Source organism: Kribbella polygonati, from assembly GCF_050320105.1.
Taxonomy (GTDB): domain Bacteria; phylum Actinomycetota; class Actinomycetes; order Propionibacteriales; family Kribbellaceae; genus Kribbella.
The window spans coordinates 1,317,802-1,344,088 of sequence record NZ_CP190129.1 but is presented as its reverse complement, the minus strand read 5'-3'; the positions used below and the strand labels follow the sequence as shown (position 1 = coordinate 1,344,088).

General features: G+C 70.4%; 28 protein-coding genes. 5 read left to right on the top strand and 23 right to left on the bottom strand.

The window, feature by feature from the left end; translation table 11 throughout:
* The first annotated feature begins 33 nt into the window (after positions 1-33).
* Positions 34-885, top strand: coding sequence for a hypothetical protein (locus ACQHIV_RS06335; RefSeq protein WP_427892510.1), 852 nt, complete (start codon positions 34-36; stop codon positions 883-885).
* Here the strand turns inward: ACQHIV_RS06335 and fxlM are convergent.
* Both fxlM and ACQHIV_RS06325 read right to left on the bottom strand, forming a co-directional pair.
* A complete protein-coding gene (gene fxlM, locus ACQHIV_RS06330) occupies positions 863-1,972 on the bottom strand; it encodes a methyltransferase, FxLD system (RefSeq protein WP_427892509.1) in 1,110 nt (369 codons plus the stop codon). The two genes, ACQHIV_RS06335 and fxlM, sit on opposite strands and share 23 nt — an antisense overlap.
* 2 nt (positions 1,973-1,974) lie before the next feature.
* On the bottom strand, positions 1,975-2,472 hold the full coding sequence (locus tag ACQHIV_RS06325) for a MarR family winged helix-turn-helix transcriptional regulator (RefSeq protein ID WP_380199161.1): 498 nt from the start codon (positions 2,470-2,472) through the stop codon (positions 1,975-1,977).
* Positions 2,473-2,531: 59 nt separating this feature from the next.
* On the opposite strand from ACQHIV_RS06325, the gene ACQHIV_RS06320 reads away from it, so the two are divergent.
* Together ACQHIV_RS06320 and ACQHIV_RS06315 are read left to right on the top strand one after the other, a co-directional pair.
* Positions 2,532-3,422: an EamA family transporter gene (locus ACQHIV_RS06320; protein WP_427892508.1), complete on the top strand. Its 891-nt coding sequence runs from the start codon at positions 2,532-2,534 to the stop codon at positions 3,420-3,422.
* Positions 3,419-4,012, top strand: a complete 594-nt coding sequence (locus ACQHIV_RS06315) for an NAD(P)-dependent oxidoreductase (protein ID WP_427892507.1) — start codon at positions 3,419-3,421, stop codon at positions 4,010-4,012. Before ACQHIV_RS06320 ends, ACQHIV_RS06315 begins: the two co-directional genes overlap by 4 nt.
* Here the strand turns inward: ACQHIV_RS06315 and ACQHIV_RS06310 are convergent.
* From ACQHIV_RS06310 to ACQHIV_RS06300, 3 genes are all read right to left on the bottom strand, one after another.
* On the bottom strand, positions 4,009-4,602 hold the full coding sequence (locus ACQHIV_RS06310; RefSeq protein ID WP_427892506.1) for a LuxR C-terminal-related transcriptional regulator: 594 nt from the start codon (positions 4,600-4,602) through the stop codon (positions 4,009-4,011). The two genes, ACQHIV_RS06315 and ACQHIV_RS06310, sit on opposite strands and share 4 nt — an antisense overlap.
* 66 nt (positions 4,603-4,668) lie before the next feature.
* On the bottom strand, positions 4,669-5,106 hold the full coding sequence (aroQ, locus tag ACQHIV_RS06305; protein WP_427892505.1) for a type II 3-dehydroquinate dehydratase: 438 nt from the start codon (positions 5,104-5,106) through the stop codon (positions 4,669-4,671).
* 4 nt (positions 5,107-5,110) lie between these two features.
* Positions 5,111-5,692, bottom strand: coding sequence for a TetR/AcrR family transcriptional regulator (locus tag ACQHIV_RS06300; protein WP_427892504.1), 582 nt, complete (start codon positions 5,690-5,692; stop codon positions 5,111-5,113).
* Positions 5,693-5,748: 56 nt separating this feature from the next.
* Here ACQHIV_RS06300 and ACQHIV_RS06295 point away from each other — a divergent pair, with 56 nt between their 5' ends.
* On the top strand, positions 5,749-7,716 hold the full coding sequence (locus ACQHIV_RS06295; protein WP_427892503.1) for a HelD family protein: 1,968 nt from the start codon (positions 5,749-5,751) through the stop codon (positions 7,714-7,716).
* A gap of 36 nt (positions 7,717-7,752) precedes the next feature.
* On the opposite strand, the gene aroB is transcribed toward ACQHIV_RS06295, so the two are convergent.
* Genes aroB through ACQHIV_RS06275 form a run of 4 tightly spaced genes read right to left on the bottom strand, consistent with a single transcriptional unit; the run spans position 7,753 to position 10,775 of the window.
* Positions 7,753-8,838, bottom strand: coding sequence for a 3-dehydroquinate synthase (aroB, locus tag ACQHIV_RS06290; RefSeq protein ID WP_427892502.1), 1,086 nt, complete (start codon positions 8,836-8,838; stop codon positions 7,753-7,755).
* Positions 8,835-9,335 (bottom strand): shikimate kinase, encoded by a 501-nt coding sequence (locus ACQHIV_RS06285; protein WP_427892501.1) that lies wholly within the window; start codon positions 9,333-9,335, stop codon positions 8,835-8,837. The genes aroB and ACQHIV_RS06285 overlap by 4 nt, the downstream gene beginning before the upstream one ends.
* A complete protein-coding gene (aroC, locus tag ACQHIV_RS06280) occupies positions 9,332-10,531 on the bottom strand; it encodes a chorismate synthase (protein WP_427892500.1) in 1,200 nt (399 codons plus the stop codon). The genes ACQHIV_RS06285 and aroC overlap by 4 nt, the downstream gene beginning before the upstream one ends.
* Positions 10,532-10,574: 43 nt before the next feature.
* A complete protein-coding gene (locus tag ACQHIV_RS06275) occupies positions 10,575-10,775 on the bottom strand; it encodes a hypothetical protein (protein WP_380199148.1) in 201 nt (66 codons plus the stop codon).
* Between the two features lie 125 nt (positions 10,776-10,900).
* Between ACQHIV_RS06275 and ACQHIV_RS06270 the strand changes: the two genes are divergently transcribed.
* Positions 10,901-12,016: an ADP-ribosylglycohydrolase family protein gene (locus ACQHIV_RS06270; protein ID WP_427892499.1), complete on the top strand. Its 1,116-nt coding sequence runs from the start codon at positions 10,901-10,903 to the stop codon at positions 12,014-12,016.
* On the opposite strand, the gene ACQHIV_RS06265 is transcribed toward ACQHIV_RS06270, so the two are convergent.
* The 14 genes from ACQHIV_RS06265 to ACQHIV_RS06200 form a co-directional block, all read right to left on the bottom strand.
* Positions 12,001-13,584, bottom strand: a complete 1,584-nt coding sequence (locus ACQHIV_RS06265; protein WP_427892498.1) for an FAD-binding protein — start codon at positions 13,582-13,584, stop codon at positions 12,001-12,003. The two genes, ACQHIV_RS06270 and ACQHIV_RS06265, sit on opposite strands and share 16 nt — an antisense overlap.
* Before the next feature lie 87 nt (positions 13,585-13,671).
* The gene (locus tag ACQHIV_RS06260; RefSeq protein WP_427892497.1) at positions 13,672-14,379 is read right to left on the bottom strand and encodes a prepilin peptidase; all 708 of its coding nucleotides are present in this window, start codon (positions 14,377-14,379) and stop codon (positions 13,672-13,674) included.
* An 11-nt stretch (positions 14,380-14,390) separates the two neighbouring features.
* Complete coding sequence (locus tag ACQHIV_RS06255; RefSeq protein ID WP_427892496.1) at positions 14,391-15,431, bottom strand: DUF2330 domain-containing protein; 1,041 nt, start codon at positions 15,429-15,431, stop codon at positions 14,391-14,393.
* A 10-nt stretch (positions 15,432-15,441) separates the two neighbouring features.
* Positions 15,442-17,004 carry an FAD-binding oxidoreductase gene (locus tag ACQHIV_RS06250; protein ID WP_427892495.1) on the bottom strand — a complete coding sequence of 521 codons (1,563 nt, stop codon included), beginning with the start codon at positions 17,002-17,004 and terminating at the stop codon, positions 15,442-15,444.
* Positions 16,991-17,815: a shikimate dehydrogenase gene (locus ACQHIV_RS06245; RefSeq protein ID WP_427892494.1), complete on the bottom strand. Its 825-nt coding sequence runs from the start codon at positions 17,813-17,815 to the stop codon at positions 16,991-16,993. Before ACQHIV_RS06245 ends, ACQHIV_RS06250 begins: the two co-directional genes overlap by 14 nt.
* A gap of 1 nt (position 17,816) precedes the next feature.
* The gene (gene mltG / locus ACQHIV_RS06240) at positions 17,817-19,004 is read right to left on the bottom strand and encodes an endolytic transglycosylase MltG (protein WP_427892493.1); all 1,188 of its coding nucleotides are present in this window, start codon (positions 19,002-19,004) and stop codon (positions 17,817-17,819) included.
* Between the two features lie 11 nt (positions 19,005-19,015).
* Positions 19,016-19,474 (bottom strand): Holliday junction resolvase RuvX, encoded by a 459-nt coding sequence (ruvX, locus tag ACQHIV_RS06235; protein WP_427892492.1) that lies wholly within the window; start codon positions 19,472-19,474, stop codon positions 19,016-19,018.
* Positions 19,475-19,492: 18 nt separating this feature from the next.
* On the bottom strand, positions 19,493-22,162 hold the full coding sequence (gene alaS, locus ACQHIV_RS06230) for an alanine--tRNA ligase (protein WP_427892491.1): 2,670 nt from the start codon (positions 22,160-22,162) through the stop codon (positions 19,493-19,495).
* Positions 22,163-22,167: 5 nt separating this feature from the next.
* Positions 22,168-22,404 (bottom strand): DUF6167 family protein, encoded by a 237-nt coding sequence (locus tag ACQHIV_RS06225; RefSeq protein ID WP_427892490.1) that lies wholly within the window; start codon positions 22,402-22,404, stop codon positions 22,168-22,170.
* Positions 22,401-22,811, bottom strand: a complete 411-nt coding sequence (locus ACQHIV_RS06220; RefSeq protein WP_427892489.1) for a DUF948 domain-containing protein — start codon at positions 22,809-22,811, stop codon at positions 22,401-22,403. The genes ACQHIV_RS06225 and ACQHIV_RS06220 overlap by 4 nt, the downstream gene beginning before the upstream one ends.
* A gap of 112 nt (positions 22,812-22,923) precedes the next feature.
* Positions 22,924-23,604 carry a hypothetical protein gene (locus ACQHIV_RS06215; RefSeq protein WP_427892488.1) on the bottom strand — a complete coding sequence of 227 codons (681 nt, stop codon included), beginning with the start codon at positions 23,602-23,604 and terminating at the stop codon, positions 22,924-22,926.
* A gap of 50 nt (positions 23,605-23,654) precedes the next feature.
* Positions 23,655-23,963, bottom strand: coding sequence for a nuclear transport factor 2 family protein (locus ACQHIV_RS06210; RefSeq protein WP_427892487.1), 309 nt, complete (start codon positions 23,961-23,963; stop codon positions 23,655-23,657).
* The gene (locus ACQHIV_RS06205; protein ID WP_427892486.1) at positions 23,960-25,381 is read right to left on the bottom strand and encodes a replication-associated recombination protein A; all 1,422 of its coding nucleotides are present in this window, start codon (positions 25,379-25,381) and stop codon (positions 23,960-23,962) included. The genes ACQHIV_RS06210 and ACQHIV_RS06205 overlap by 4 nt, the downstream gene beginning before the upstream one ends.
* 255 nt (positions 25,382-25,636) lie before the next feature.
* Positions 25,637-26,275, bottom strand: a complete 639-nt coding sequence (locus ACQHIV_RS06200) for a VC0807 family protein (protein WP_427892485.1) — start codon at positions 26,273-26,275, stop codon at positions 25,637-25,639.
* Between the last annotated feature and the right edge of the window lie 12 nt (positions 26,276-26,287).

Here is a 26,287-nt window from a genome sequence, read left to right as displayed (position 1 = left end):
GTCCAGACCGCGCGACGGGCAGGAGGCCGGGCGATGACGCAGTTCGTGATCTTCGTCGTGGTGATGATCGTGCTGAGCCTGATCACCAAGGCACGGCAGCAGTCCAACCGCGGCAACAACCCCAAGAACAACGCCAAGCAGGCCGCACGCGTGCAGGCACTGGTGCAGAAGATCCAGGCACAGCAGGGCGGGAACCAGCCGATCCAGTTCCAGGGGCAGTTCACCCAGGCCGCCGGACCGGGCGGACCACCGCCGGCAGCTCCGGCCCAGCCCGGCCAGCCCTCGTTCCCGGTGCAGGCCGGGAATCCGCAGGGCAGCCAGCAGGCCGCGGCCGTCCTCCAGCAGCTCCTGCAGAACGGCCGCCAGCCGGCCCGCCCGGGCGAGTGGGCTCCCCCGGGTCAGCCGGTCGCGCCGTACCAAGCGCCCGGACAGTTCCAGCCGGCGCAGTACCCCATGCAGTACAACCCCGGCCCCTACCAGCCGCCCGCACACCGGCCACCGCAGAACCACCTGCCCGCCACCAAGCAGGACCTGGACACCCGGGTGCGCGCGCTGATGAACGCCGGCAACGAGGTCGGCGCCGTCCGGCTGCTCAGCGAGGAACGCGAGCTCGGCCTCCTCGAAGCCCAGCAGTACGCCCGCTCCCTCGTCACCCCGCAAACCTCAGCCACACCGGAGAAGGCGGACGAACCCGACGAGGACGACGGCCGGTACGTCGGTTCGGCGGCCTTCGCGGAGTCGATCTTCAACCTCGACGACCGCGACGAGAACGTCTGGGCCAGCGGCTGGGTGGACACCCCCGAACCCGACGACCGCTCCGACATCGACGAGCTCTGGCAGACCGTCGCCAACCCGCCGCGGCCTACGCCTCCCACTGCACAGTGATGTAGCTGTGCCGCCGGGCAATGTGGAACCCCGGCGGCAACTCGGCCCCCATCGCATGCACCTGGAACATCGGGCGCTGCCCCTCCCACGAACGCAGCTGCCCGAGCACCCGGTCGATCAACACATGCGCCTCCGGTCCATGCGCACTGCACCCCAGCTCGACGTGCGACTTGTCCCGCCCGGGCCGCCTCGACACGTAGGCCAGGCTGTCTGCCGTTGCGACAGCCGGCACGCCCTCGCTGTCCAGCACGCAGTATCCGGGCAACTTGCACGCCAGCCAGAGATACAGGTCCAGCAACGGCTCCTCACGATGCACCTGCAGCCCTGACCACTCGCACTCCCGTCGCAGCTCCAGTACGTCGGGATGCGGCTCGCCCTCCTGGTCCTCGTCGTACATCAGCCCGTACTCGTATCGCTCGTAGTGCGCCCCCGCACCCTGCATGCTGACGAACCCGCACATCGTCGTCGACCTGCTCTCCAGGTGCTCCTCCACCAGGTCGAACGCGACCGACCGCGTCTGCCCGCGGACCCGCAGCGGTACGACGACGCGCCCGCCCGGCCGGAGCTGCCGCACCCACGCGGGCGCGACCTCCCACGCGGTCACGGTCACCACGATCCGGTCGTACGGCGCCCGCGCGGGATCCCCGAACTCGCCGTCGGCCTGTACGACGGCGACATCGCCGTACCCGGCCTGGTCCAGGAACGCCCGCGCCCGCCGGGTCACGTCCGCGTCGATGTCGACCGTGGTCACCGCGCCGGCCGGCCCGGCCAGCTCCCGCAGCAGCGCGGCGTTGTAGCCGCCGGACCCGATCTCCAGCACCCGGTCCCCCGGCCGGATCGCGGCCTGCTGCAGCATCAGCGCCATGATGCTCGGCTGCGACACGGAGCTCGTCAGCACCCCGGTCCGGTCCTGCTTCATCGGTACGACGTCGTCGGCGTACGCGACCTCCAACGGGACATGCGGGACGAACAGGTGCCGCGGTACCGCCCGGAACGCCTCGGCGATCCGTGCGTCGTGGATCGTGCCGGCCGCGGTCAGGTGCCGGACGAGGGCCGTCCGCAACGAGTCCGCGCCGGCGCCGGTCATGATCAGTCGCGCTTGTCCCCGAGCGATTCCAGCAGCGTCCGCAGCAGCCCCGCCAGCTGATCCCGCTCGGCCTTCGACAGGCCGGTGAGCAGCTGCGTCTCGGTGTCGACGTGGGTCGGCAGCACCTTGTCGATCAGCTCGAGCCCCTCCGGCGTCAGCGTCACCTGGACCCCGCGGCGGTCGGTCTCACTGGGCGCCCGCGTGACCAGGCCGCGAGCCTCCAGCCGGTCGAGCCGCTGGCTGATCGCGCCGGACGTGACCATCGACGAGTGCATCAGTCCGGCCGGGGTCAGGCTGTGCTCGGGGTTGCTGCGGCGCAGGGTCGCCAGTACGTCGAAGGACGCGCGGTCCAGGTCGTGCTTGGCGAAGTTCCGCCGGAGCTCGGCGTCGAACAGCGCACCGAGCCGGCTCATCCGGCCGATGATCCCCATCGGCGACGCGTCCAGGTCGGGCCGCCGCGCGCGCCACTGCTCGAGCACCAGGTCGACATGATCTGCCATCCACTCAGCTTAGCGGTGAGAGACTTGAGATTATCTTAGTGCTGAGATATTTTATCTTAGTGCTAAGGAATCGACGAACCACCCTCCTGCTGTTCACGGCGATCGCGCCGATGTTCTGGGGTACGACGTACCTGGTCACCACCGAGCTGCTCCCGCCGCACCGCCCGCTGCTGGCCGCGTTGTTGCGCGCATTGCCGGCCGGACTGCTGCTGGTCGCGATCACCCGCGTCCTGCCGCGCGGCAGCTGGTGGTGGCGCTCACTGGTCCTCGGCACGCTCAACATCGGCGCCTTCAACGCCCTGCTCTTCGTCGGCGCCTACCGGCTGCCTGGTGGCGTCGCTGCAACTGTCGGCGCCATCCAGCCGCTGCTGGTCGCCCTACTGTCCGCAGCACTGCTACGGCAACGCCTGTCTCTCCACACTGTGCTCACAGCGATAGCCGGCATCTTCGGCGTCGGCCTGCTGGTACTGCGGGCCAGCGCACGGCTCGACGCGTGGGGCGTGCTGGCCGCTGTCGGCGGGGCGGTCGTGATGGCGTTCGGCGTCGTACTCAGCAAGCGTTGGACGTCACCTGCTCCCCTACTGGCCACTACTGGTTGGCAGTTGGTCGCTGGTGGGCTCGTACTGCTCCCGATCACGTTCCTGGTCGAAGGATCGCTACCTGACTTCACCCTGCGGAACGTTGCGGGCTATGCGTACCTCGCACTGTTCGGCTCAGCTGTTGCGTATGCCCTGTGGTTCCGGGGGCTCCGAGAACTCGCTCCTACCGAGGTCACGTTCCTGGGTCTGCTCAGCCCGGTGGTAGCCACCACACTGGGCTGGCTGGTTCTCAACCAGCACCTGACTGCGCTACAGGCGCTTGGCGGCCTCATTGTGCTGGCAGCGCTCGTCGGCGCGCAGATCCGTCGTACGCCTGCCGCTGCCGAGAAGCCGCGGGTACTCGTCGGATGAGGATCCTGGTGTGGGGCGCATCCGGTGCCGTCGGCAGCCGAGTCGTCCAAGAAGCCACCGCCCGCGGGCATCACGTCGACGGCGTTGGGCGATCCGGTTCTACGTACCTGCGTGGCGACGCGTCGAACCCCGACGACGTCGCGCGGTTGAGTGCCGGGTACGACGTGGTGATCAGTGCGACCCGCCCGCGCGACGGTCAGGAAGGCGAACTGGTCGACGCCGCCAAGGCGCTGTTGCTCGGCCTGCAGGCGACGGGCGTGCGGCTGATCCTCGTCGGCGGCGCTGCGAGCCTGCTGGTGCCGGGACAGGAGGTGCCGCTGATGGACGCGCCCGACTTCCCGGCTGAGCTGCTGCCGATCGCCCGCGCGTGTGCGGCCCAGTACGAGCTGGTGCGCGCGGCCGACGGGCTGGACTGGACCTACATGAGCCCGCCGGCCCTGCTGGAGCCGGGCGAGCGCACCGGGCGCTACCGGACGGGCTACGACCACCTCGTCGGCTCGAGCATCTCGCTGGAGGACTTCGCCGTCGCGCTGGTCGACGAGGCGGAGCGGGCGCAGCACGTACGGCAGCGCTTCACGGTTGGGTACTAGATCAGGCCCTGGCGGAGGGCGTACGCGACGGCGTGCGAGCGGTTCCGGAGTTGGAGGCGGCTGGTGACGGCGTGCAGGACGTTCTTGACCGTGCGCTCTGAGTAGGAGAGCTCGCGGGCGATCTCCTGCGTATCCTTGCCGTCAGCAACAAGTCGCAGTACCTGTGTCTCGCGGTCGGAGAGTCCCGCGTTCGGCAGTCTGCTGACGCGCTGGCTCTGCCCGAGCAGACGGGAAGGCAGATGCGTCGGCAGGCTGCCGTCACCCGCGGCGGCGGCCTGCACCAGGTGCACGATCCGGTCCGCGGTGGCGTCGGTACGGCGCAGTACGCCGGACACGCCCAGCTGCACCGCGGTCATCAGCGCGTCGTCGTCGATCGAGCTGCCGATCACAACGATCCGGCGGCACCCGCGCTCCGTCGCGTCCCGCAGTACCTGCACCGCGACCGCGTCGAGCGCGTCGACGGCGATCAATGCGACCACGTCCGGACCGGGCTCGTCGGTCAGCGAGAGCTCCGGGCTGCACTCCAACGCGTGCACCAGGCCGAACCGCGACAATGGGTCGAGCGTCCGCACCCAGACCGGAATCGTCATCCTCGTCCCCCATCGCGTCGCAGAGTGATACCCACACTCACCCTGATGCCCGATGAGGCACGTTGGTTACGAATCCAGGGTGGTCAGTGCGCGGAGTGCGAGCCGGTACGAGTCGAGACCGAAGCCGGCGATGGTCCCGGTCGCCACCCCGGCGACGACGCTGGTGTGCCGGAACTCCTCGCGGGTGGCCGGGTTCGTCAGGTGGATCTCGATCAGCGGCGCGGTCCGCTGCGCGATCGCGTCCCGCAGCGCGTACGAGTAGTGCGTGAAGGCGGCCGGGTTCAGTACGACGGGGGTCCGGTCGTCGGCGGCCTCGTGCAGCCAGCCGACCAGCTCGGCCTCGTCGTCGGTCTGCCGGACGTCGACCTCGAAGCCCAGCTCGGCCCCCGTCTTCGCGCACACGTCGGTCAGCTCGGCGAACGTCGTCGTCCCGTACTTCTCCGGCTCCCGCGATCCCAGCCGCCCGAGGTTCGGCCCGTTCAGTACCAGTACTCGCTTGCTCACGCCATCACCCTAGTCGGTCGAATGCCTGCTCGGCCTCGGTGACCGCGGTCGGGTAGCGGGCGGTGGCGGACTGGCCCCGCGAGATCGCCGACCAGTTGCGGTACGCGAGGATGCGGCGGGTCGAGAGCAGCTGCGCGGCCAGCAGCTCCGCGGCCAGGTCACCGCCCAGCGCTTCGGCGAGGGCGCGCTCGTCGTCGTCCATGAACTCGCGCAGCCTGGTCGCAAGGGCCGGCGTACCGAAGACGAGGTTGTAGTAGGCAACGACCTGGGGAAGGTCGTTCAGCCCCGTGGTCGGCTCGTGGCCGGCGAGGCCGGTGAGGAAGTACGACCGCAGCGCCGCGACCGGCGGCTCCGCCGACTCCACGACCACCCGGGCCGCCTCCCGCCGGTGGTCCTCGATCCGGTGCATGACCAGGTCTTCCTTGCTCGGGAAGTACTTGAACAGCGTCGGCTTCGAGACCTCGGCCGCGGCCGCGATGTCGGCGACCGGCACCGAATCGAAGCCGTGCTCGACGAACAGCGCGATCGCCGCCTCCGACAGGGCGTCGTGCGTCTGCTGCTTCTTCCGCTCACGAAGTCCGGCCATGGCACTATGTTAACCTAGGCAAAAGATTAACTCGGTCAAGGTTTTGAGGAGCCCCGATGCGAGACCTCGACGAGGAGCGTGCGTACGCCGGCCACTGCCGCGGCGCACTGCGCCGGATGGTCGCGGGCGCCCGGGAGAACGTCGCCGTCGGCGAGCACACCTGGGGCGACCGGTACACGGCCGAGCGGCTCGGGTACTACCTGAAGACCCTGGCCCGGGACATCGGTGAGGAGGGCGACAACCCGCCGTTCTTCGGCGTGATCTGCTACGGCCCCGACGCCGGCGAGCACACCGGGCAGACCTACTACCTCGGCCGCCGGCACATCTCGGACGCGATCGGCCGCCCGCCGATGGTGATCGACTGGCGCGCGCCGGTGTCGGCCGCGTTCTACCAGGCGTCCGCCGCGGCCCCGCGCGGGATCGGCACCCGGCGCCGCTTCGGCTGGTCGGCGAACGTGCTGACCAGCTTCGAGGACGAGCACCTGCGCAACGGCGCGCCGTCCGGCGCGAGCGACCTGGTCCGGCGGGAGATCGAGCGCGCCCGCGTCGGCCCGATGCGCGACATCGTGGCGACCATCCAGCCCGAACAGGACACCCTGGTCCGGACGGACCTCGACGTCTCGGTCTGCATCCAGGGTGCACCAGGGACCGGCAAGACGGCGGTCGGGCTGCACCGCGCGGCCTACCTGCTGTACGCGCACCGCTCGCGTCTGCGGCGGAACGGCGTACTGGTCCTCGGCCCGAACCAGGCGTTCCTGCACTACATCTCCGCGGTCCTCCCGACGCTCGGCGAGGTCGACGTCGAGCAGACCACGATCGAGCGACTGCTCGACCGCGAGGTGCGTGCGACCGACGATCCGGCCGCGGCGGCGGTCAAACACGACGTCCGGATGGCCGACGTACTGCGGGACGTCGTGTACGGGCGGATCGGGCAGCCGGAGCAGGCCGTCGTCGTCGCCGACGAGTCGTACAAGTGGCGGGTGAACCAGCACGAGTTCGCGGCGATGGTCGCGGAGACGCGGGCCGACGCGACGACGTACCTCACCGGTCGCGAACGGGTGATCGCGCGGATCGTCGCCGCACTGCAGCGACAGGCCGAAGCCCGCGGGCAGAACTGCAACGGAGTGTGGCTGCGGCGGATGGCGCGCGCCGTCACGCCGTACGTCGAGACCGTGTGGCCGCTGCTCAAGGCCGACGAGGTGCTCGCCTCCTTGCTGAGCGATCCGCGCGCGGCGACAGCGCTCACGCCTCAGGAGCGGGCGGCGATCGCGTGGCCGCGACCGCGGAAGGCGAAGACCGCGCGGTGGACGGCGGCGGACGCCGTGCTGTTCGACGAACTCGGTGCGCTGCTGGAGCGCGGGCCGACGTACGGGCATGTGATCGTCGACGAGGCGCAGGACCTCTCCCCCATGCAATGCCGGGCGATCGCGCGGCGCAGCGACCACAACTCGATCACGGTGCTCGGCGACCTCGCCCAAGGCACGACCCCGTGGGCCGCGCCGGACTGGCGCTCACAACTCACCCACCTCGGCAAGCCGACCGCCGAGATCGTTGCCCTGAGCACCGGGTATCGCGTGCCGGCCACCGTGGTCGAGCTGGCGAACCGGCTGCTGCCCTCGCTGCGGGTCGAGGTCCCGCCGACGACGTCGTTCCGTTCGGACGGCGAGCTGAGAATCACCCAGGTCCACGACCTCGCCGCCGGCTGCGTGACCGCCGTACGACTGGCCCTCGAGCGCGAGGGTTCGATCGGGGTGATCGCCGCCGACCACCGACTCCCTGCCCTCACCGATGCGCTGAAGGCAGCCGGGGTCGAGGTAACAGCCGCGGACGGCGACGGCCGGGTGGCGGCGGTACCGGCGACGCTGGCGAAGGGCCTGGAGTACGACCACGTGATCGCGATCGAACCCACCGAGATCATCACCGCCGAACCCCGCGGCCTGCACCGGCTCTACGTAGTACTGACCCGCGCCGTGTCCCGGCTCGACATCCTCCACCACGAGGACGTACCCCCCGAGCTCCGCTGACCACACCTTGGCGTCCGGTGCGAAGGACGGCCTCGGCTAGCTGATCTCGCCGTACGCCGCGATCAGGAGGCTGGGGTCGGGGGCCTCGAGGATGGTGGGTTTGGCGAGGGCGTCGAGGATGACGAAGCGGAGGCGGTCGGCGCGGGTTTTCTTGTCGAGTTTCATGGCGTCCTGGAGGTGCGGCCAGGCGTCGGGGCGGTAGCTGACCGGGAGGCCGAGGGACTCGAGTACGGCGCGGTGGCGGTCGGCGGTGGCGTCGTCGAGGCGGCCGGCGGCGCGGGCGAGTTCGGCGACGAAGACCATGCCGATGCTGATCGCGGCGCCGTGCCGCCACTTGTACCGTTCGACCCGCTCGATCGCGTGGCCGAGGGTGTGGCCGTAGTTGAGGGCCTCGCGGCCGATCGGGCCGCCCGCGGTGGTGGTCCGCTCGCGCAGGTCGGCGCCGACGGTGTCGGCCTTCACCTGGATCGAGCGGGCGATCAGCTCGGCGGTCGCGGCGTACGACGGGCTGGTGACGGCGGCCGGGTCCTTCTCGACCAGGTCGAGGATCACCGGGTCGGCGATGAAGCCGCACTTCACGACCTCGGCGAGGCCGCTGACGTAGTCGTTCTTCGGCAGGCTCTCGAGCGCGGCCAGGTCGCACAGTACGCCGGCCGGCTCCCAGAACGCGCCGACCAGGTTCTTGCCCTCGGCGGTGTTGATGCCGGTCTTCCCACCGACCGCGGCGTCGACCATGCCGAGCAGGGTGGTCGGGATGTGGACGACCTTCACCCCGCGCAGCCAGGTCGCCGCGACGAATCCGGCCAGGTCGGTGGTGGTCCCGCCGCCGACGCTGACGATCGCGTCCGAGCGGGTGAACCCGGCCTGCCCGAGCACCGACCAGCAGTACGCCAGCACCTCGGCGGTCTTGGCCTCCTCCGCGTCGGGGATCTCGATCGCGTGCGCGGTGAACCCGGACGCGGTCAGGTCGTCCCGGATCGCGTCCCCCGTCTCCCGCAACGCCCGCGGGTGAACCACAGCCACCCGCTGCACACCCTCACCCAGCAGCCCCGGCAACTCCCCCAACAGGTTATTGCCAATCACAACGTCGTACGGCGCCGCGGCCGCGACCCGGATCCTCATCCGAGGTGCTCCTGGATCTCGTCGGCGATTTCGTCGGGGGTCTTGTTGTCGGTGAGGACGGTCAGTTTGGCGACTTCGGTGTACAGGGGGCGGCGGGCTTCCATCAGGTTGCGGAGTTGGGTGCGGACGTTGCCGAGGAGGAGTGGGCGGGCGACGCTGAGGCCGACGCGCTTGGTGGCCTCGGGCAGGCTGACGTCGAGGAAGACGACGGTGTGGCCGGCCAGGTCGGCGCGGGTGTCGGGGTCCAGGATCGCGCCGCCGCCGAGCGACAGCACCTCCCCCGCGCTCTGCAGCGCGGCCACGATCGCGGCCCGTTCGAGCGCGCGGAAGTGCGGTTCGCCCTCGTCGACGAAGATGTCCGAGATCGGCTTGCCGGCCGTCGCCTCGATGTCGGCGTCGGTGTCGCGGTGCGGGACGCCGAGCCGCGTCGACAGCAGCGCGGCGATCGTCGACTTCCCGGATCCGGGCGGGCCGACCAGGACGACGACGGGGCTCACTCCCACTCCCGCGGCGTGATGGTCGTCGGCAGCTGAGCCAGGTACGACCGGTGGTTGCGCGCGGTCTCCCCGACCGAGTCGCCGCCGAACTTCTCCAGCGACACGTCCGCCAGCACCAGCGCGACCATCGCCTCGGCGACGATCCCGGCCGCCGGTACGGCGCAGACGTCCGAGCGCTGATGGTGTGCGGACGCGGCCTCGCCGGTCGCGGTGTCGATCGTCCGGAGCGCCCGCGGCACGGTCGCGATCGGCTTCATCGCGGCCCGCACCCGGAGCGTCTCACCGGTGCTCATGCCGCCCTCGGTACCACCCGAGCGGCCGCTGGTACGGCGTACCGCACCGTCCTCGGCGACGATCTCGTCGTGCGCCTTGGAGCCCGGCGTCCGGGCCAGCTCGAACCCGTCGCCGAGCTCGACGCCCTTGATCGCCTGGATGCCCATCAGCGCACCGGCCAGCTTGGAGTCCAGTCGGCGGTCCCAGTGCACGTAGCTGCCGAGACCCGGCGGCAGACCGTCGACGACCACCTCGACCACACCGCCGAGGGTGTCGCCGGCCTTCTGCGCGGCATCGATCTCGGCGACCATCTGCTTGCTCGCGTCCGGGTCCAGGCAGCGCACCGGGTCCGCGTCCAGGCGGGCGACGTCGCCGTACGCCGGGATCACGCCGTACGGCGCCTTGACCGTGCCGAGCTCGACGACGTGGCTGACGATCGTCACGCCGTACGCCTGCCGGAGAAACCGGGCGGCGACCTCGCCGAGCGCGACCCGGGCCGCGGTCTCCCGGGCGCTGGCCCGCTCGAGCACCGGGCGGGCCTCGTCGAACCCGTACTTCTGCATGCCGGCCAGGTCGGCGTGACCGGGCCGCGGGCGGGTCAGCGGGGCGTTCCGCGCGAGCCCGGCCAGCGTCTCGCTGTCCACCGGATCGGCGCTCATCACCTGCTCCCACTTGGGCCACTCGGTGTTGCCGACCTGGATCGCGACCGGGCTGCCGAGGCTCAGCCCGTGCCGGACCCCGCCGAGGAACGTCACCTCGTCCCGCTCGAACTTCATCCGGGCGCCGCGGCCGTAGCCGAGCCGACGACGAGCCAGGGCGTCGGCCACGTCGTCCGTGGTGACCTCAACGCCTGCGGGAAGACCTTCGAGTACGGCGACGAGCGCTTGTCCGTGCGACTCGCCGGCGGTGAGCCAGCGCAGCATGCCCCGATTCTTTCACGCCGCACCCAACTGCCGGACAGCGGTCTCAGCGGCAGGCGTTGCTGTCCTCGGTCGAGCCGGTGCGCACCGCGAGGACGGCGTTGAAGGTCTTGACGATCGGGGACGCCTTGCACGAGGTGCTGGCGCTGGCTGCCTGACCACCGGCGATCGCGGCACCGGTGAGAGCTGTCGTGGCGAGCGCCGCCACGGCCAGGCGCCCGGCGGTACGACGGATTGCGGGGGTCATCGTCTGCTCCTTCTCAACGATCGGTTGCTTGTAACAACGACACTAGAAGGAACAGGCTCCGCACGAACTGGCCTCAGATCCCGTCTTGGGGGTAGCGCTGGCACCACCATCGATAGGGTCCTGGCATGACGCGGCAGGAAGAAGAGGCGTGGCGGGCCCGGGTGCGTGGGTGTCTGCTGGGTGGGGCGATCGGGGACGCGCTCGGCGGGCCGGTCGAGTTCCAGGACGGCCGGGCGATCGTGGCGAAGTACCCGGACGGGGTGCGGGGCTACGTGGACGGCGGTCCGGGGTGGCCCCCGGGGACGATCACCGACGACACGCAGATGACGCTGTTCACGGTCGAGGGGCTGATCCGCGCGGGCGTGCGGACCGACCGCGGGCTCGGCTTCACCGTCGGCGTCGTCCATGGCGCGTACGACCGCTGGCTGGACACGCAGACGCTGCCGGGACCGAGAGGTGAAGGCACCGGCTGGCTGCAGGGCGAGCAGTGGCTGTACGCGCGCCGGGCGCCGGGTAATACCTGCCTGACCGCGCTGACCGAGGCACGCAAGGGCGGTCCGCGGATCCCGCAGTACGGCGGCCAGGCCGTCAACGACTCGAAGGGGTGCGGCGGCGTGATGCGGGTCGCGCCGTTCGGGCTGCTGCCGGCGGCGTTCCCGAAGGAGTGGGTGTTCGACAAGGCCGCGGAGGCCGCCGGATACACGCATGGTCACCCGACCGGCAAGCTCGCCTCGGGAACGCTGGCCGCGATCGTCCGTGAGCTCTGCGACGGCGCCACGCTGGACGACGCGATCACCAATGCGACCAGCCTGCTGGTGCAGCACGAGGGCCATGAGGAGACCAGTACGGCGCTGAAGCTCGCCCGCCACCTGGCCGCGACCGCACCGGCCGGACCGGTCACCGTCGAGCGCCTCGGCGGCGGCTGGATCGCCGAGGAGGCGCTCGCGATCGCGATGTACGCCGCCCTCGCGTACCCGGAGCCGGACCAGTTCCTGGACGCCCTCGCGCTGGCCGTCACGCACTCCGGCGACAGCGACTCCACCGGCGCGATCTGCGGGAACATCCTCGGCGCCCTGCACGGTGAGACGGCTCTCCCCGCGGAGCTCGTCTTCACCGTCGAGGGCCGCGGGACGATCCTGCAGCTCGCCGACGACTTCGCGCTGGAGTTCACCCAGCAGCAACGCCTGCACGGCGACTACGGGCCGTTCACGGCCTGGACCACCCGTTATCCAGGGGGCTGAATCGACAGCTTGTGCTGGAACACGTTCCGCGGGTCCCACTTCGCCTTGACCTGCTGCAGCCGCGGGTAGTTGCCGAGGTAATACAGGTCATGCCACGGTACGCCGGACTTGTTGTACGCCGGATCCGCCAGATCGACGTCCGGGTAGTTGATGTACGACCCGGCATTCGTCGCGTTCGGCATCGGGGCACCGCCCGTGTCGCGGTAGATGTCGGCGTACACCTTGCGGGCCCAGCCGACGTGCGTGTCGTCCTGCTTCGGCTCCTCCCAGGCCGCGGCGAGCACCATCTTCGCGACCACGTCCCGCTGCGCGGCGGCGGTCGCGTTCGACGGCACGGTGTTCACCTTGCCGCCGTACGGGACGAGCAGGATCGACGAGGCCGGGCCGTTGTACGACGTGTCGTTGAGCCCGCGGTACATCGCGTCGATCTGCGCGTCGGTGTAGCCCTTCTTCAGGTACCCGGCCTTGTACTTGCTCCGGGTCGGCGAGGCGGTCTCGCCGATCGACCGGTCCATCGTGAGATGCAGGAACGGCCCGGCGCCGGGGATCTCCTGCGGCCGCACCTGGACGCCGGCGCCGATCGCCGCGGTGAAGTCCGCGAGCAGCTTCGCGGCGTTCGGCACGCTGGAGTCGAGCTGGGTGGAGAGCAGGAACTGCGACGCCCGGTAGTGCGTGAGGATGAACGGCGCGTACAGCGTGGCGTACGGCGAGTCGGGCGTGTTGTGCTGCTCGAAGAAGTCGAACCAGTTCCGGACCAGGCGGTGGAAGTCTGTCTGCGTGGTCTTCGACCAGTCGTACACCAGCACGCTGGACAGCAATCCGGCCGGTGCCTTGGGCAACGACTCCTCCGGGGTCCGGCCGTTCGATCCGGCCGAGCGCATCAGGTAGCGCACGACGACGCCGAAGTTCCCGCCGCCGCCACCGGTGTGCGCCCACCACAGGTCGCGGTGCTCGTTGTCGCGGGTCGCCACCACCGCGCGCGCCCGGCCGCGGGCGTCGACGACCACGATCTCCACGCCGTACAGGTGGTCGACCACCGAGCCGTACTTCCGCGACAGCGGTCCGTACCCGCCGCCGGCGAAGTGCCCGCCGACGCCGACGCCCAGGCAGCCGCCGCCCGGCACGGTCACGCCCCAGCCGAAGAACAGCTCCTTGTACACGTTCTCGAGGATCGCCCCGGACCCGATCGAGAAGGCCCGGTACTGCGGGTCCCAGCTGATCTTGGTGTTCGCGGCCATGTCCAGCACGACCTCGACGTCGCTGCTGTCCACGAAGTCCTCGAAGCAGTGCCCGCCGCCGCGGACCGCTATCCGCTTGCCGCCGCGGACCGCGTCCTGCACCGCCGCGACGGCGTCCGCCGGCGACTGGATCACCCGGACGTAGTCGGGTCTGCCGACGAAGCGCCGGTTCTGCCCGCGGGTGACGAGGTCCTGGTACCGCGCGTCGTCCGGGCCGATCCGGCGCCCGATGCTCGCGGCGACGGGCGCGGCGGACGCCGTACCGGGGATGGCGAGTGCTGCACCTGCGACTGCCGTTCCGGCCAACAGGCCACGACGACTGACTGGCATGAAGTTCCCTCCCGAGATCGAATGCCTCGACCCTAGGAAAAGCGGGCGTGCCCGCACATCAACCATCTGGTGGAGTGCGGGACTCAGCTATCCGGCGTACAACCGCTCCAACGGCACGCCGAGCAGGACGCCGCCGAGCGCGCCGACGAGCATGAACGGCCCGAACGGGACCATCTGCTTGCGGGTCATCACCCGCCCCACGATCAGCGCGATCCCGACGACCGCACCGAGGAAGAACCCGCCGTACAGCCCGGACACGAACTGCCCCCAGCCAAGCCACCCGAGCGCCAGCCCCAGCAGCCCGGACAGCCGTACGTCGCCGAACCCGACGCCACGCGGGAACGCGAACCACAGCACGTAGAACACGCCGAACCCGATAGCGGCCGCGATCAGCGCCCGCCACAGTGAGCCCCACTCCCCTGTGCCCAGTGCCGCGCCCAGCAGCCCCAAGCCGACCAGCAGGTACGTCGGCCAGATGATGACCGACGGCAGGTACCGCGTCCGCGCGTCGATGTATCCGAGCACCGCACCGGCAACAGCCAGCACCAGCCAGGCGGGCAATACCGCGTCCAGCCCGAGCAGCCGGCCCAGGATCGCGCCCGCGACCGCAGCCAGGCCGCCACACCAGTACGCCGCCCGCCGGCCCGCCAGCGTCGCGTACGGCGTCTTGGTCTCGCCCTCGTCCAGCACCGGCTCCGGGATGCGCCGCATCAGCCAAGGACCGAGTACGTACGCCGCTGGACCGCAGACGACAGCACCGATCCCGGCAGCGAGCAACGCGTTCTCAGCCGGCACGATCGTGCAGCCTAGCCTTTGGCCGCTGAGCGTTTCACCAGCACCCGCGCGAGCACCGCCGCGCCGCCGCCCAGCAACAGCACGCCGCCGAGGAGCACCAGGAACGTGCTGAGCAGCCCGTCGTTCTCGGTCACGTAGATCACGCGCTGGTACGGGTCGTCGTTCGCGGCCGGCGCGAACGTGAAGTCGTCGGTGATCCGGCTCGGGTCGCCGTACGACGCCGTGTACGCGGTCAGGTAGTTCGCCGGCTTCGGCAGCACCGCGTCCTCGACCCGGCCCGCGAACAGCAGTTGCGGTTTCACCCCGTCGTACGGCGTCTTGGTCGCGTCGACGCGGTGTTCCGTGGCGACGTACACGGTCACGGTCTGGGCGGTGGTCGCGCCCTTGCTCAGCCGCATCGGGTACACGATCCGCTCGGACGCGAACGTCAGCCGGAGCGGCGGTGTCGCGCCGTACAGGCTCTCGCCGTCCTGCTTCGGCGCGAGCTTGACCGCGACGATCTCCCACTTCTCGGTCAGGTACGGCGTCAGGTTCGCGGCCAGTGTCGCCGGTACGACGTACCCGTTCCTGCCGAGCCAGTCCGTGACCGCCGTACCGCTGGTGCCGGTCAACCGGGTGACCGCGAACGGGCCGAGGACCATCTGCTGCTGGACGTTCACGCCGGCTCCGGGCGCCGCGGCACCGACGCTGTTCCCGGAGCGGCCCATGATGCCGAGGTCGCGGAACGGCCAGTACGTCTTCTTCACGACCCGCTTCGGCTGGATCATCCGGTCGAGCCGCCAGAACAGGTCGCTCGTGCCGAGCTCCACCTTCGCCGCGGACGGAACCGGCATGATCCAGGCGGCCTTCTTCGACTCGCCGCGAACCGCCATCGAGAGCGTGATCGCCTCGGCGCTGCCGGTGTGCTGGACCAGCGCGGTCTCGCCGTACGCCCGGGCCTGCGACTGCGCGTCCGGAAGGTACCCGCCGCACGCGCACGCCCAGGCGGGCGTCACCCCGGCCGCGACGAACCCGACCGCCAGCACACCTGCCACCATCCGCCAAAGCTTCACGGGCGGAAGACTAGATGGCGAACGGGCCGTGGAAGAAGTTCGCCGGATCGTACTTCGCCTTCGCCGACCGCAGCCGCGCCCAGCTCGCACCGTAGTACGTGCTGACCGCGCGACCTGTCTCGAGGTAGTTGACGTACCCGCCCGCAGAGTAGGCCCGCACCGCGCGGTGACCGTTCGCGATGAACGTGCGAGCGCCGCTGTTCTGCGACGACGAATACCACTGCACGGTGCACAGCGCGCTCCGCCACGCCCACGACGAACCGCCGGCCGGCTGCTTGGCCGCCTGCCCGCCGAGCGGGTCGAGGATCGCGGACGCCGGCGTCCCGGCCCGTGCCGCCGCCTTCACCGCACCGAGCAGCGCACTGATCGCGGCCGCGTCCATCGGCCCCTTGAGTACGTCGGAGCCGGCCAGGAAGCCCTGCCGCGGACTCGTCGTGCCGCCGCCGAGGTACTTCACCGCCTCCAGGTGCGACTTGACCGAGATCGTCCGCGCCGACGCCTTCGCGCCGACGAACGACTCGAGCTGCGCGGCCGCCGCGTTCGCGTTGCCGGTGGTGGAGACGCCGAGCACGTGGATCGACAGCGTGCCGTTGCTCTTGGCATCGATGTGCAGGTTGCCCCAGGACGTGGCCGGCGCGGTCTGCGCGAACTTCTGCCAGCCGCGCACCACGGCCGCCGCCTGCGACTCCGGCCAGGTCAGCCGGAAGAACCCGAGCTTGGTCGCGGGGATCGTGCTGAACTGGAACGACGTGACCACGCCGAGGTTGCCGCCGCCGCTCCCCCGCAACGCCCAGAACAGGTCCGGCTCGGACGACGCGCTGACCGTGTGCGCCTTCCCGTCCGCGGTGATCACGCCCATCGACACGACCCGGTCGCAGGTCAGCCCGTACGTCCGGGTGTGGATCCCCATCCCGCCGCCGAGGGTCAGCCCGGCGACGCCGACGGTCGGACAGGTCCCTGTCGGCAGCGAACGCCCGTACCGGTCGAGGAACGCGTGGACGTCGTACAGCCGGGCGCCCGCGCCGACGGTCAGCACGCCGTTGGAGTAGCTCATGCTCTTCAGGCCGCCGACGTCGAGCTGCATGCCGTTCGCGATCGTGGAGGCGCCGACGTACGAATGGCCGCCGCTCTTCGGCACCAGGACGAGCTTGTTGGCGCGGGCGAACAGGATCGCCTTCTGCACGTCGGACGGCGCGGCGGTCTTCACGACGGCGGTCGGGCGGACGCTGTCCCAGCGCGGGTTGAACAGCTGGTGGGACGCGGCGTACCCGGACGAGGCCGGTAGGTACAGGCGGCCCTTGAGGGAGCGCGCGAAGGTGTTCCAGTTCGGCGCCGCGGTGAGCGTCGGGGCGGAGGTGCTCGGGGTGCTGCTCGGCGTCGTGGTCGGGACGACCGTGCTGGGCGGCGGAGTGGAGGTCGACGGGGTGGTGCTCGTCGGCGGGGCGGTTGTCGGCGTGGAGCTGGGTGTCTGCGAGGGCGTCGTACCGCCGGCGTCCTTCTTGGCGTTGCCGCAGCCGGCCAGCGTGACAGCGGCTCCGGCGATCAGGACCGAACGACGGTCAAGCAGGCTCACGATCCCCCAGCTCCTCACGGGCAGCAGTCCTCATGGCCGCCAGCGGAGCCGGTGACCTACCCGTCATCATCTCCACCTGGAGGGTCGCCTGATGCACGAGGAGATCAAGTCCGTTCAACAGCTCTGTACCGATCCGGTGCGCGGCGATCGCGAGCCGGGTCGGCCACGGGTGGTACGCGACGTCGAACACCACCGGTGCGACCCCGGCGAAGTGCTCCGCCCACGGGTCCACCGCACCGCCCGGCAGCGTCGACACACACAGGTCGAAGCCGCCGATCTGGTCCACCTGCGAGAAGTCCGCGACCGACGTACGGAGTCCCAACTCCGCGGCCAGGTCCTGCAGCCGCTCGGCCTTCGACACGTCCCGGACGACGACGGTCACCTCCTGCACCTGCATCCCGCGCAGCGCCGCGAGGGTCGATGCCGCCGTCGCACCACCGCCCAGGACCACCGCGGTGTCGGCAGCGGTGATGCCCTGCTCGGCGAACGCGTTCACCAGCCCCGGTACGTCGGTGTTGTGCACGGACCGGGATCCGTCCGGCTCGAACAGCATCGTGTTCGCCGCACCGATCAGCTCCGCGACCGGGTCGACCGTGTCCGCGAGGTCGATCGCGACCCGCTTCAACGGCATCGTCAGCGACAGCCCGCGCACGTCCGCACCCAGCGACGCCACGAACCCCGCCAGCTCGTCCTCCGCGACCTCGAACGCGTCGTACGTCCAGTCCATCCCGAGCGCGGCGTACGCGGCCCGGTGCATGGCCGGCGACAACGAGTGCGCGATCGGCGAACCCAGCACGGCACAACGGGTCACGTCAGCACCGGTTCTTGTGGGCCTGGCACCACGCCTGCAGCTTCTTGACGTTCGCCTGGTGCTCGGCGGCGGTGCTGGCGAACGCGGTCTCGCCGGTGTCCAGGTTGACCAGCGTGAAGTACAGCCAGGAGCCCTGGGCCGGGTTGATCGCCGCGCTCAGCTCCTCGCGGGTCGGCGAGTTGATCGGCGTCGGCGGCAGGCCCTTGTACAGGTAGGTGTTGTACTTCGACGGGTTCTTCCGCTGCTCCGGCGTGGTGAAGACGCCGCCGTTCCTGCCGACGACGTAGTGGATCGTCGAGTCCATCTGCAGCTTCATCCCGGCCCGGATCCGGTTGTAGATGACCCGGGCGACCTTCGGGTAGTCCTGCTGGCGGTTGGTCTCGGCGCCGATGATGCTGGCCACGATCACCGCCTGGTACGGGTCCAGCCCCTTGCGGGCGGCGGTCTTGTCCAGGTTCAGCGAGGCGGCCGCCTTCGCGTAGTTGGCCGTCATCAGCTTGAGCATCGTGTACGCCGTGGCGTCCTTCGGTACGTCGTACGTCCCCGGGAACAGGAAGCCCTCCGGGCTGTGCGCGTACGGCGGCAGACCGAGCATCGCCGGCTTGCCCAGCGCGGTCGCGGCCGCCCCGGCGGGCAGCTTCATCTTCGAGTTCTGCAGGATCATCGCGACCTCGGCCATGGTCTTCCCGGCCGGGACGCTGATCCGGGTCACCAGCACCGACAACTGCGTGTTCAGCATCAGGTCGAGCGCGGCCTTCGCGGACATGTGCTTGTGCAGCGTGTACGTCGCGGCCTGCAACTGCAGCGAGCGGGGATCGTCGCGGGCCACCCGCTCGAACGCACGGGCGCTCTTCACGACCTCCTTCTTCTCCAGCGTGTCCGCGATCGACGAGACACTCTGGCCGGCGGTGATCTCGACGACCACCGTGCCGGTCCCCTGGCCCTGGTAGTCCGGCGCGGAGAAGATGCCCGCCAGCGCGTCCTTGCCCTTGCCGAAGCCGACCACGGCACCGGCGACCAGCGCACCGACGACGATCAGCGACACCAGGCCGGCGAAACAGCCGAACGCCCGGCGGCCGCGGGACCGGCGGCGGCTCGCCCGGCGCTCGACGCGGGTCTCGGCCCGCAGCCCGAGGCCGCTGCCGAGATCGTCGGCCTGCCGGTCCTCGCCTTCCACGTCTTGGTCCACCGATGGTCCGTTCACAGGGGCCTCCCGGGTGGGTTGCCGGTCTCGCGCTCGAAGTCGAGTGCGTGCTGGAGAATAACGACCGCCGCGGCCTGGTCGACCACAGCCCGTCGCTTAGTGCCCTTCTTTCCCCGTTCCCGCAACATCCGTTCGGCGGTGACCGTGGTGAACCGCTCGTCCACCAGCCGCACCGTCGTCCCCGTATTCGTCTCGCGCACCTTGTCCCGCACCTGCTCCGCCGTCTCCCGGATCTTCACCGCGGCCGGCCCCTCGCCCCCGGACAGGGAACGCGGCAGCCCGACCACGATCTCGAACGCCTCCAGTTCGGCGGCGAGTTCCGCGATCCTACCCAGATCGCCCGGTCCACGGCGGACGGTCTCCACAGGCGTGGCCAGGATGCCGTGCGGATCGCTGCTGGCGACGCCGATCCGGGCGTCTCCGATGTCCAGCGCGATCCGCACTCCGCGTCTCATCAGCGGTACACCCTCGGACTAGCCCGTGACCTGGTGCCCGATGGCGTGCTCGACGGCGCTCAGCGCGTCGTCGGCACCGGCGGCGTCCGTACCGCCACCCTGGGCGACGTCGTCCTTGCCGCCGCCCCGGCCGCCGAGCTTCTCGGCCGCGACCCGGACCAGGTCGCCGGCCTTCAGCCGCCACTCGCGGGCGGTGTCGTTCAGCGCGACCACCACCCCGGGCTTGCCGTCGTTCACGCTGAGCACCGCGACCACAGCCGGCTTGTCGTTCGCCATCCGGCCGCGGACGTCGAGGGCCAGCTTGCGCAGGTCCCCGCCGTTCACGCCGTCCGGCGCGCGGTGACCGACGTACTGGACGCCGAAGACGTCCTTCGGGCTGGTCGCCAGCTCGGCCGCGGCCTGCAGCACCTGCGCGGCGCGCACCCGCTCGAGCTCCTTCTCGGCCGCCCGCAGCCGCTCCGACAGGTCCGCGACCTTGGCGGGCAGCTCCTCCGGACGGGTCTTCAGGTTCTCGCTGAGCAGCCGGACCAGGGCTCGCTCCTTGCCCAGGTAGTGCAGCGCCTCCATGCCGACGAACGCCTCGATCCGCCGGACGCCGGCACCGACCGACGACTCGCCGGTGACGGTCAGCGCGCCGACCTGCGACGAGTGCTTCACGTGCGTACCACCGCAGAGCTCGCGGGACCACGGGCCGCCGATCTCGACCACCCGCACCTGCTCGTCGTACGTCTCGCCGAACAGTGCCAGCGCGCCCCAGTCCCGGGCCTCCGGCAACGTCATGTACTGCGCGGACACCGGCAGGTCCCTGCGGACCGCGAGGTTCGCGACCTCCTCGATCTCCGACCGGGTGGCCGGGTCGAGCGCCGACGACCAGGCGAAGTCGAGCCGCAGATAGCCGGGCTTGTTGTACGAGCCGCTCTGCAGCGCGTTCGGGCCGAGCACCTGGCGGAGCGCGGCGTGCACGACGTGCGTACCGGAGTGCGCCTGGCACGCGGAGATCCGCCAGTCGTGGTCGACCTCGGCGTGCACGTCGGTCCCGGGACGCAGCACGCCCTCGAGCACCTCGACGCGGTGCACGATCAGGCCCTTCACCGGCCGCTGCACGTCCAGCACGTTGAGCTTCAGGCCGTCGCCGACGATCAGCCCCTCGTCCGCGATCTGACCGCCGGACTCGGCGTAGAACGGGGTCTTCTCCAGCACGACCTCGACGGTCTCGCCCTGCTCGGCGAACGCCGCCACCGCACCGTCGCGGAGCAGGCCACGGACCTGCGAGTCCGTCGCCAGCTCCTGGTACCCGGTGAACTCGGTGACGCCCTTCTCGCGCAGCTCCCGGTAGCCCGAGGTGTCCGCGTGGCCGGCCTTCTTGGCGCGCGCGTCGGCCTTGGCCCGCTCGCGCTGCTCCTTCATCAGGCTCTTGAAGCCCTCGGTGTCGACCTGCAGGCCCTGCTCGGCGGCCATCTCGACGGTCAGGTCGATCGGGAAGCCGTACGTGTCGTGCAGCTGGAACGCCTTCGAGCCCTCGAGCTGGTGCGCGCCGCCCGCCTTGGTCTCCTTGACCGCGACGTCGAAGATCGTCGTACCGGCGGTCAGCGTCCGGCGGAACGCCTCCTCCTCGGCGTACGCGATCTGGCTGATCCGGCCGAAGTCGGTCACCAGCTCCGGGTACGACTTCTTCATCTGCTCCAGGCTCACCGGGAGCAGCTCGACCAGGCTGGGGTCCTCGTACCCGAGCAGCCGCATCGAACGGATCGCCCGCCGGAGCAGACGGCGCAGCACGTACCCGCCCTGCTCGTTGCCCGGCGTGACGCCGTCGCCGATCAGCATCAGCGCGCTGCGGACGTGGTCCGCGATCACCCGGAACCGGACGTCGTCGACCTGCTCGGCGCCGTACTTGCGGCCGCTCAGCTCGGACGCCTTCTCGATCACCGGGTAGATCTCGTCGATCTCGTACATGTTGTCGACGCCCTGCAGCAGGTACGCGACCCGCTCCAGGCCGAGACCGGTGTCGATGTTCTTCTTCGGCAGCTCGCCGAGGATCGGGTAGCCGTCCTTGCCGCCGCCCTCACCGCGGATGTTCTGCATGAAGACCAGGTTCCAGAACTCCAGGTAGCGGTCGCCCGCCTCCCAGTCCCGGTCCGCGCCGAACTCCGGGCCGCGGTCGATCAGGATCTCCGAGCACGGGCCGCACGGACCCGGGATGCCCATCGACCAGAAGTTGTCCTTCATGCCGAGCCGGACGATCCGGTCGTCGGGCAGCCCCGCGACCCGCTTCCAGATGTCGATCGCCTCGTCGTCCTCGTAGTACACCGAGGCGTACAGGACCGACTCGTCGAACCCGTAGCCGCCCTCGTTCTGCGGCTTGGTGACCAGCTCCCAGGCGTACTCGATCGCCTTCTCCTTGAAGTAGTCGCCGAAGGAGAAGTTGCCGTTCATCTGGAAGAACGTGCCGTGCCGGGTGGTCTTGCCGACCTCGTCGATGTCGAGCGTCCGGACGCACTTCTGCACGCTGGTCGCCCGCGGGTACGGCGGGGTCTGCTGGCCGACGAAGTACGGCACGAACTGGGCCATGCCGGCCACGTTGAACAGCAGGTTCGGGTCCGGCGACGGCAACGGCGCGCTCGGCACCACGGTGTGGCCGCGGTCCTCGAAGTACTGCAGGAACCGCCGCCTGATCTCACTGGTTTCCATGGGTGTTACCGGTAGTCCTCACGATCGGATGTGTTCTCGATGCCGAGCGCGTCGCGCAGCTCGGTCTCCCGCTCGGCCATGCCCTCGCGGACCTGGTCGCCGAAGTGCCGGACCGCGGCGGCCAGCTTGGCCGCGGACTCCTGGACACTCTCCGGAGCGAGGATCTGCGCCCGCTTCTTCAGCCTGGTGACGGCGTACACGCCGACGGCGATCCCGATGATCAGCCAGAAGATCCGCTTCACCGCTTCCGCGCCTTCCGCTCGGCCTTCATCTCGTCCTTGACCCGCTTCGACACGTCCTTGCGCTGCTGCTCGCCGAGCGCGCGGCGGACGCCGTACGTGAACGCGGCCGCCTTCACCAGCGGGCCGCCGGCGGTGGCCGAGAACAGCGACATCAACGCGGCCGCGTTGGTGGTCACCGTGGTCGCGTTGTCGGTGATCGTGTCCACCTTCGCCAGCTGGGCGTTGGTGGTGGCCACCGTGGTGGTCACCTCGCCGAGCAGCGGGACACTGGAGTCGGAGACGCCCTTCACCATGATCCGGGTCTCGTCGAACACCTTGCCGAGCTTCAGGATCGGATAGGCCAGCAGGCCCACCAGGATGAGCAGCGCGCAGGCGGCTATCAGCCCCGCGACTTCACCGACGCTCATGGAAACGATCCACCTTCCGTAGCGACCTCGTGCGACCTAATGCCACCTTATGGACCGCCTGACCTTATCGCGCGGCCCTATCGCACTTCGCTCCAGGACACCATCCCGCACATCACAGTCGCTCACCAAACCGGACCAACCACTCGGTGATCCCTTGAATACCGCGCGTTCCGGCGGTGGAGGGCGACGTACCGGGGGCGGTGGAAGGGGTGGGACCGGGGGTGGCGGGCGGGGTGGTCGACGGGGTCGTCGACGGCGTGGTCGGGGTGGTCGGCGTGGTGCTCGGTGACGGGGTGGTCGGCCGGGGTGTCGTCGGGTTGCCGGTCGGGTTGCTCGTCGGGTTGCTGGTGGGGCCTGGGGTCGGTTGATCGGTGGGTGTGGGCGGGCGGGGTGTGCTCGGGTTCGCCGAGGTGGCGGTGGACGACGGGGCGGACGTCGACGAGTCAGCGGTTGACGGGTCGCCGGTTGCCGAGTCGGTGGTTGACGGGTCGAGGGTGGGGGCGGGCGCCGAGGTGGACCACGGGGGCGCGAGGTCGGTGCGTGTCGGTGACGGGGGGCTGAGCGGCTGCAACGGCTTGCCGACCGGGAGCGACGGCCGGTCGGTGGATCTCGACGTACCGGCGGTGCGCTCGACGCCCGGGGTCGACCGCGCGGTCGGCGCCTGGGCCGGGTCGTGCGGGCCGAGGGGACCGAAGTACAGGAAACCGGCGAGCAGTACGACACCTGCTGCGCCGGCGCTCACCTTCAGCACCGGCGGACGCCGACGGACATGCCGCGGACTGGACTGCCTCACAACCGAACCTTTCACCCCAGGCCGTCCAGCAGCCTACCGAGGTGAACGCCTCAATCGAAGCTCACCGTGAGTGCCTGCACGGCTCCGTCCGGCGCCCAGCGCAGCTCCATCGACCCGGTACCACCACCCGACCAGCGGAAACGCGCCACCTCGGCGCCGTCCTCGACCAGTTCCATGGTGTCGTCCGGCGGATTCTCCCGGTACGCCGCCGCGATCGCCGTCCGACCTTCGAACGGTCCGGCCGGTACGCGGACGAACCTCATCGTGGCGTCCGGCGCGAACCGTTCCGCGAACGTCTCCCAGTCGCCGCTCGTCACGGCCCGGTTGAACGCGGCCACGTGGTCCGCCGTACGGCTCATTTCCGGTCCCGGAGGATCTTCCGGATCGCGGTCACCCGGTCGGCGTACGACGCCTCGCCGCCGCGGCGGGTGGGGTTGTAGTAGTCGGTGCCGTCGATCACATCCGGGGCGTACTGCTGCGGGAGTACGCCGCGTGGGTCGTCGTGGGAGTACTGGTACGACGAGCCGTGGCCGAGCTTCTTCGCGCCGGAGTAGTGCGCGTCCCGCAGGTGCGGCGGGACCGGGCCGACCTTGCCCGCCTTCACGTCCGCGATCGCCGCGTCGACGGCCATGATCACCGCGTTCGACTTGGGTGCGAGCGCGAGCGCGACGACCGCCTGCGCGAGGTTGATCCGCGCCTCCGGCATCCCGATCAACTGCACCGCCTCCGCCGCCGCGACCGCCACCCCGAGCGCGGTCGGGTCACCCATCCCGATGTCCTCACTCGCCGAGATCACCAGCCGCCGCGCGATGAACCGCGGATCCTCCCCCGCCTCGATCATCCGCGCCAGGTAGTGCATCGCCGCATCCACATCCGACCCACGAATCGACTTGATCAACGCCGACGCCACGTCGTAATGCTGATCCCCTGCCCGGTCATACCGCACCGCCGCCCGATCAACAGCCGTCTCCAACGTCACCAGGTCGATGAGCGCTCGCTCCGGAGCCTTCTCCGTGTCCTCACCGGCTTCTTGGTACTTCACAGCCTGTTCGTGTTTGGCGCGGGCTCCGCCGGCGGCTGCTTCCAGGTAGGTGAGGGCTCGGCGGGCGTCGCCGCCGGCCATTCGGAGGAGGTGGTCGCGGGCGTCGGGGGCCAGTTCGACCTCGTCGTTCAGGCCGCGTACGTCGCTGAGGGCGCGGTCGAGCAGGCTGGAGATGTCGTCGTCGGTCAACGACTCCAGGGTCAGCAGGAGGCTGCGGGACAGCAGCGGTGAGATGACCGAGAAGAACGGGTTCTCCGTGGTCGCGGCGACGAGTGTGACCCAGCGATTCTCGACGCCGGGGAGGAGCGCGTCCTGCTGCGCCTTGGTGAACCGGTGGACCTCGTCGATGAACAGTACGGTCTCGACCGCGCCGCCCGGCCGGGCGAGATCGCGCCGCGCGCCGTCGATCACCTGCCGGACGTCCTTCACGCCGGCCGTCACCGCGGACAGCTCGACGAACTTCCGGTTGGTCTGGTGCGAGACGACGGCCGCGATCGTAGTCTTCCCGGTCCCCGGCGGACCCCACAGCAGCAGCGACATCGGCTGGTCGCCCTCCACCAGCCGGCGCAGCGGCGATCCCGGCGCCAGCAGATGCTCCTGCCCGACCAGCTCGTCGAGACTCCGCGGCCGCATCCGCACAGCCAGCGGAGCCGCGGTGTGGTCCGTGTCCGCGAGACTCCCGCCCCCACGAGCAGGCGCCGGCGCACCAGGAAGATCGAACAACCCATCACTCACCCCAGCAGCCTATCCAGCCCCACCGACACTCCTCCGAGCAGACGGACCAAGCCCGGTCAGCGTCGGGTGAAGGAGGCGTCCCAAGCAGCAGCCGAAGCGAGGTGTCGAACCGTTTCCCCTTCTCGGGGTCGGCCGGTTCGTAGGGGCCTCGACCGGGATGTAGCACCAGCGGTTCGACCGATCTCCATCTCGGCCAGCATCGGCGTCGCCTCGCTGCTGGCGATCGGCTCGGCCATGCGGTGCTGCGGAATGTGGTCAGTCACCGACCCGGCTGTAGGGGCGGCGCGGGCCGAAGACGCGGTGCCAGGAGCCGCTGCGGCGGAGCAGGACGATGGTCGGGATCTGCAGGGCGACGATCGTGACCACGGTGATCACCGGGTCGGTCGCGGGGACGACGGAGATCGGCAGGGTGTACGACACCACGATCCGGACGATGCCGTCGACGATCGTCGCGATCCCCCACCACACCGTGATCCACTTCCAGGCGTGCCGGAACCGGGCGTCGGTCTCCCACAGCTCGTCCATCAGCGCGGCCCGGGGAGCGAACATCGCGCGCGTGACGACGTACGTCATCGGCTGCGGGTGCCGCAGCGACCAGAGCGTGATGCCTGCGAACGGGAGGCTGATCCAGGCGTTGCGGACCAGCAGCAGCCGCGCGTCGCCGCCCACCACGGCGACGATCGTGCCGGCCACCATGCTCACCACGACGGCCATCCCCAGCAGGTCGGTACGCCGGGTTCGCACCAGGGACACCGCTGAACTGATCAGTCCCGGGATGACGCCGGCGAGCAGTGCGGTCAGGTCGCTCGCGCCGAGTGCCTTGAGGCCGTAGTACAGAGCAAGCGGGATAGCGATGTCGATGACGAGGAGCCACGGGCCGCGATGTCTGGGCATGGGAAGAGGTTC

What these genes read in the sequence shown, in the direction of transcription:
- ACQHIV_RS06220 (WP_427892489.1), bottom strand. Translation starts at nt 22,811, where the DNA reads ATGAGCGTCGGTGAAGTCGCGGGGCTGATAGCCGCCTGCGCGCTGCTC.
- ACQHIV_RS06295 (WP_427892503.1), top strand. Translation starts at nt 5,749, where the DNA reads ATGCGAGACCTCGACGAGGAGCGTGCGTACGCCGGCCACTGCCGCGGC.
- ACQHIV_RS06270 (WP_427892499.1), top strand. Translation starts at nt 10,901, where the DNA reads ATGACGCGGCAGGAAGAAGAGGCGTGGCGGGCCCGGGTGCGTGGGTGT.
- aroC (WP_427892500.1), bottom strand. Translation starts at nt 10,531, where the DNA reads ATGCTGCGCTGGCTCACCGCCGGCGAGTCGCACGGACAAGCGCTCGTC.
- ACQHIV_RS06325 (WP_380199161.1), bottom strand. Translation starts at nt 2,472, where the DNA reads ATGGCAGATCATGTCGACCTGGTGCTCGAGCAGTGGCGCGCGCGGCGG.
- ruvX (WP_427892492.1), bottom strand. Translation starts at nt 19,474, where the DNA reads ATGAGACGCGGAGTGCGGATCGCGCTGGACATCGGAGACGCCCGGATC.
- ACQHIV_RS06315 (WP_427892507.1), top strand. Translation starts at nt 3,419, where the DNA reads ATGAGGATCCTGGTGTGGGGCGCATCCGGTGCCGTCGGCAGCCGAGTC.
- ACQHIV_RS06300 (WP_427892504.1), bottom strand. Translation starts at nt 5,692, where the DNA reads ATGGCCGGACTTCGTGAGCGGAAGAAGCAGCAGACGCACGACGCCCTG.
- ACQHIV_RS06265 (WP_427892498.1), bottom strand. Translation starts at nt 13,584, where the DNA reads ATGCCAGTCAGTCGTCGTGGCCTGTTGGCCGGAACGGCAGTCGCAGGT.
- fxlM (WP_427892509.1), bottom strand. Translation starts at nt 1,972, where the DNA reads ATGACCGGCGCCGGCGCGGACTCGTTGCGGACGGCCCTCGTCCGGCAC.
- alaS (WP_427892491.1), bottom strand. Translation starts at nt 22,162, where the DNA reads ATGGAAACCAGTGAGATCAGGCGGCGGTTCCTGCAGTACTTCGAGGAC.
- ACQHIV_RS06275 (WP_380199148.1), bottom strand. Translation starts at nt 10,775, where the DNA reads ATGACCCCCGCAATCCGTCGTACCGCCGGGCGCCTGGCCGTGGCGGCG.
- ACQHIV_RS06200 (WP_427892485.1), bottom strand. Translation starts at nt 26,275, where the DNA reads ATGCCCAGACATCGCGGCCCGTGGCTCCTCGTCATCGACATCGCTATC.
- aroB (WP_427892502.1), bottom strand. Translation starts at nt 8,838, where the DNA reads ATGAGGATCCGGGTCGCGGCCGCGGCGCCGTACGACGTTGTGATTGGC.
- ACQHIV_RS06210 (WP_427892487.1), bottom strand. Translation starts at nt 23,963, where the DNA reads ATGAGCCGTACGGCGGACCACGTGGCCGCGTTCAACCGGGCCGTGACG.
- ACQHIV_RS06310 (WP_427892506.1), bottom strand. Translation starts at nt 4,602, where the DNA reads ATGACGATTCCGGTCTGGGTGCGGACGCTCGACCCATTGTCGCGGTTC.
- ACQHIV_RS06335 (WP_427892510.1), top strand. Translation starts at nt 34, where the DNA reads ATGACGCAGTTCGTGATCTTCGTCGTGGTGATGATCGTGCTGAGCCTG.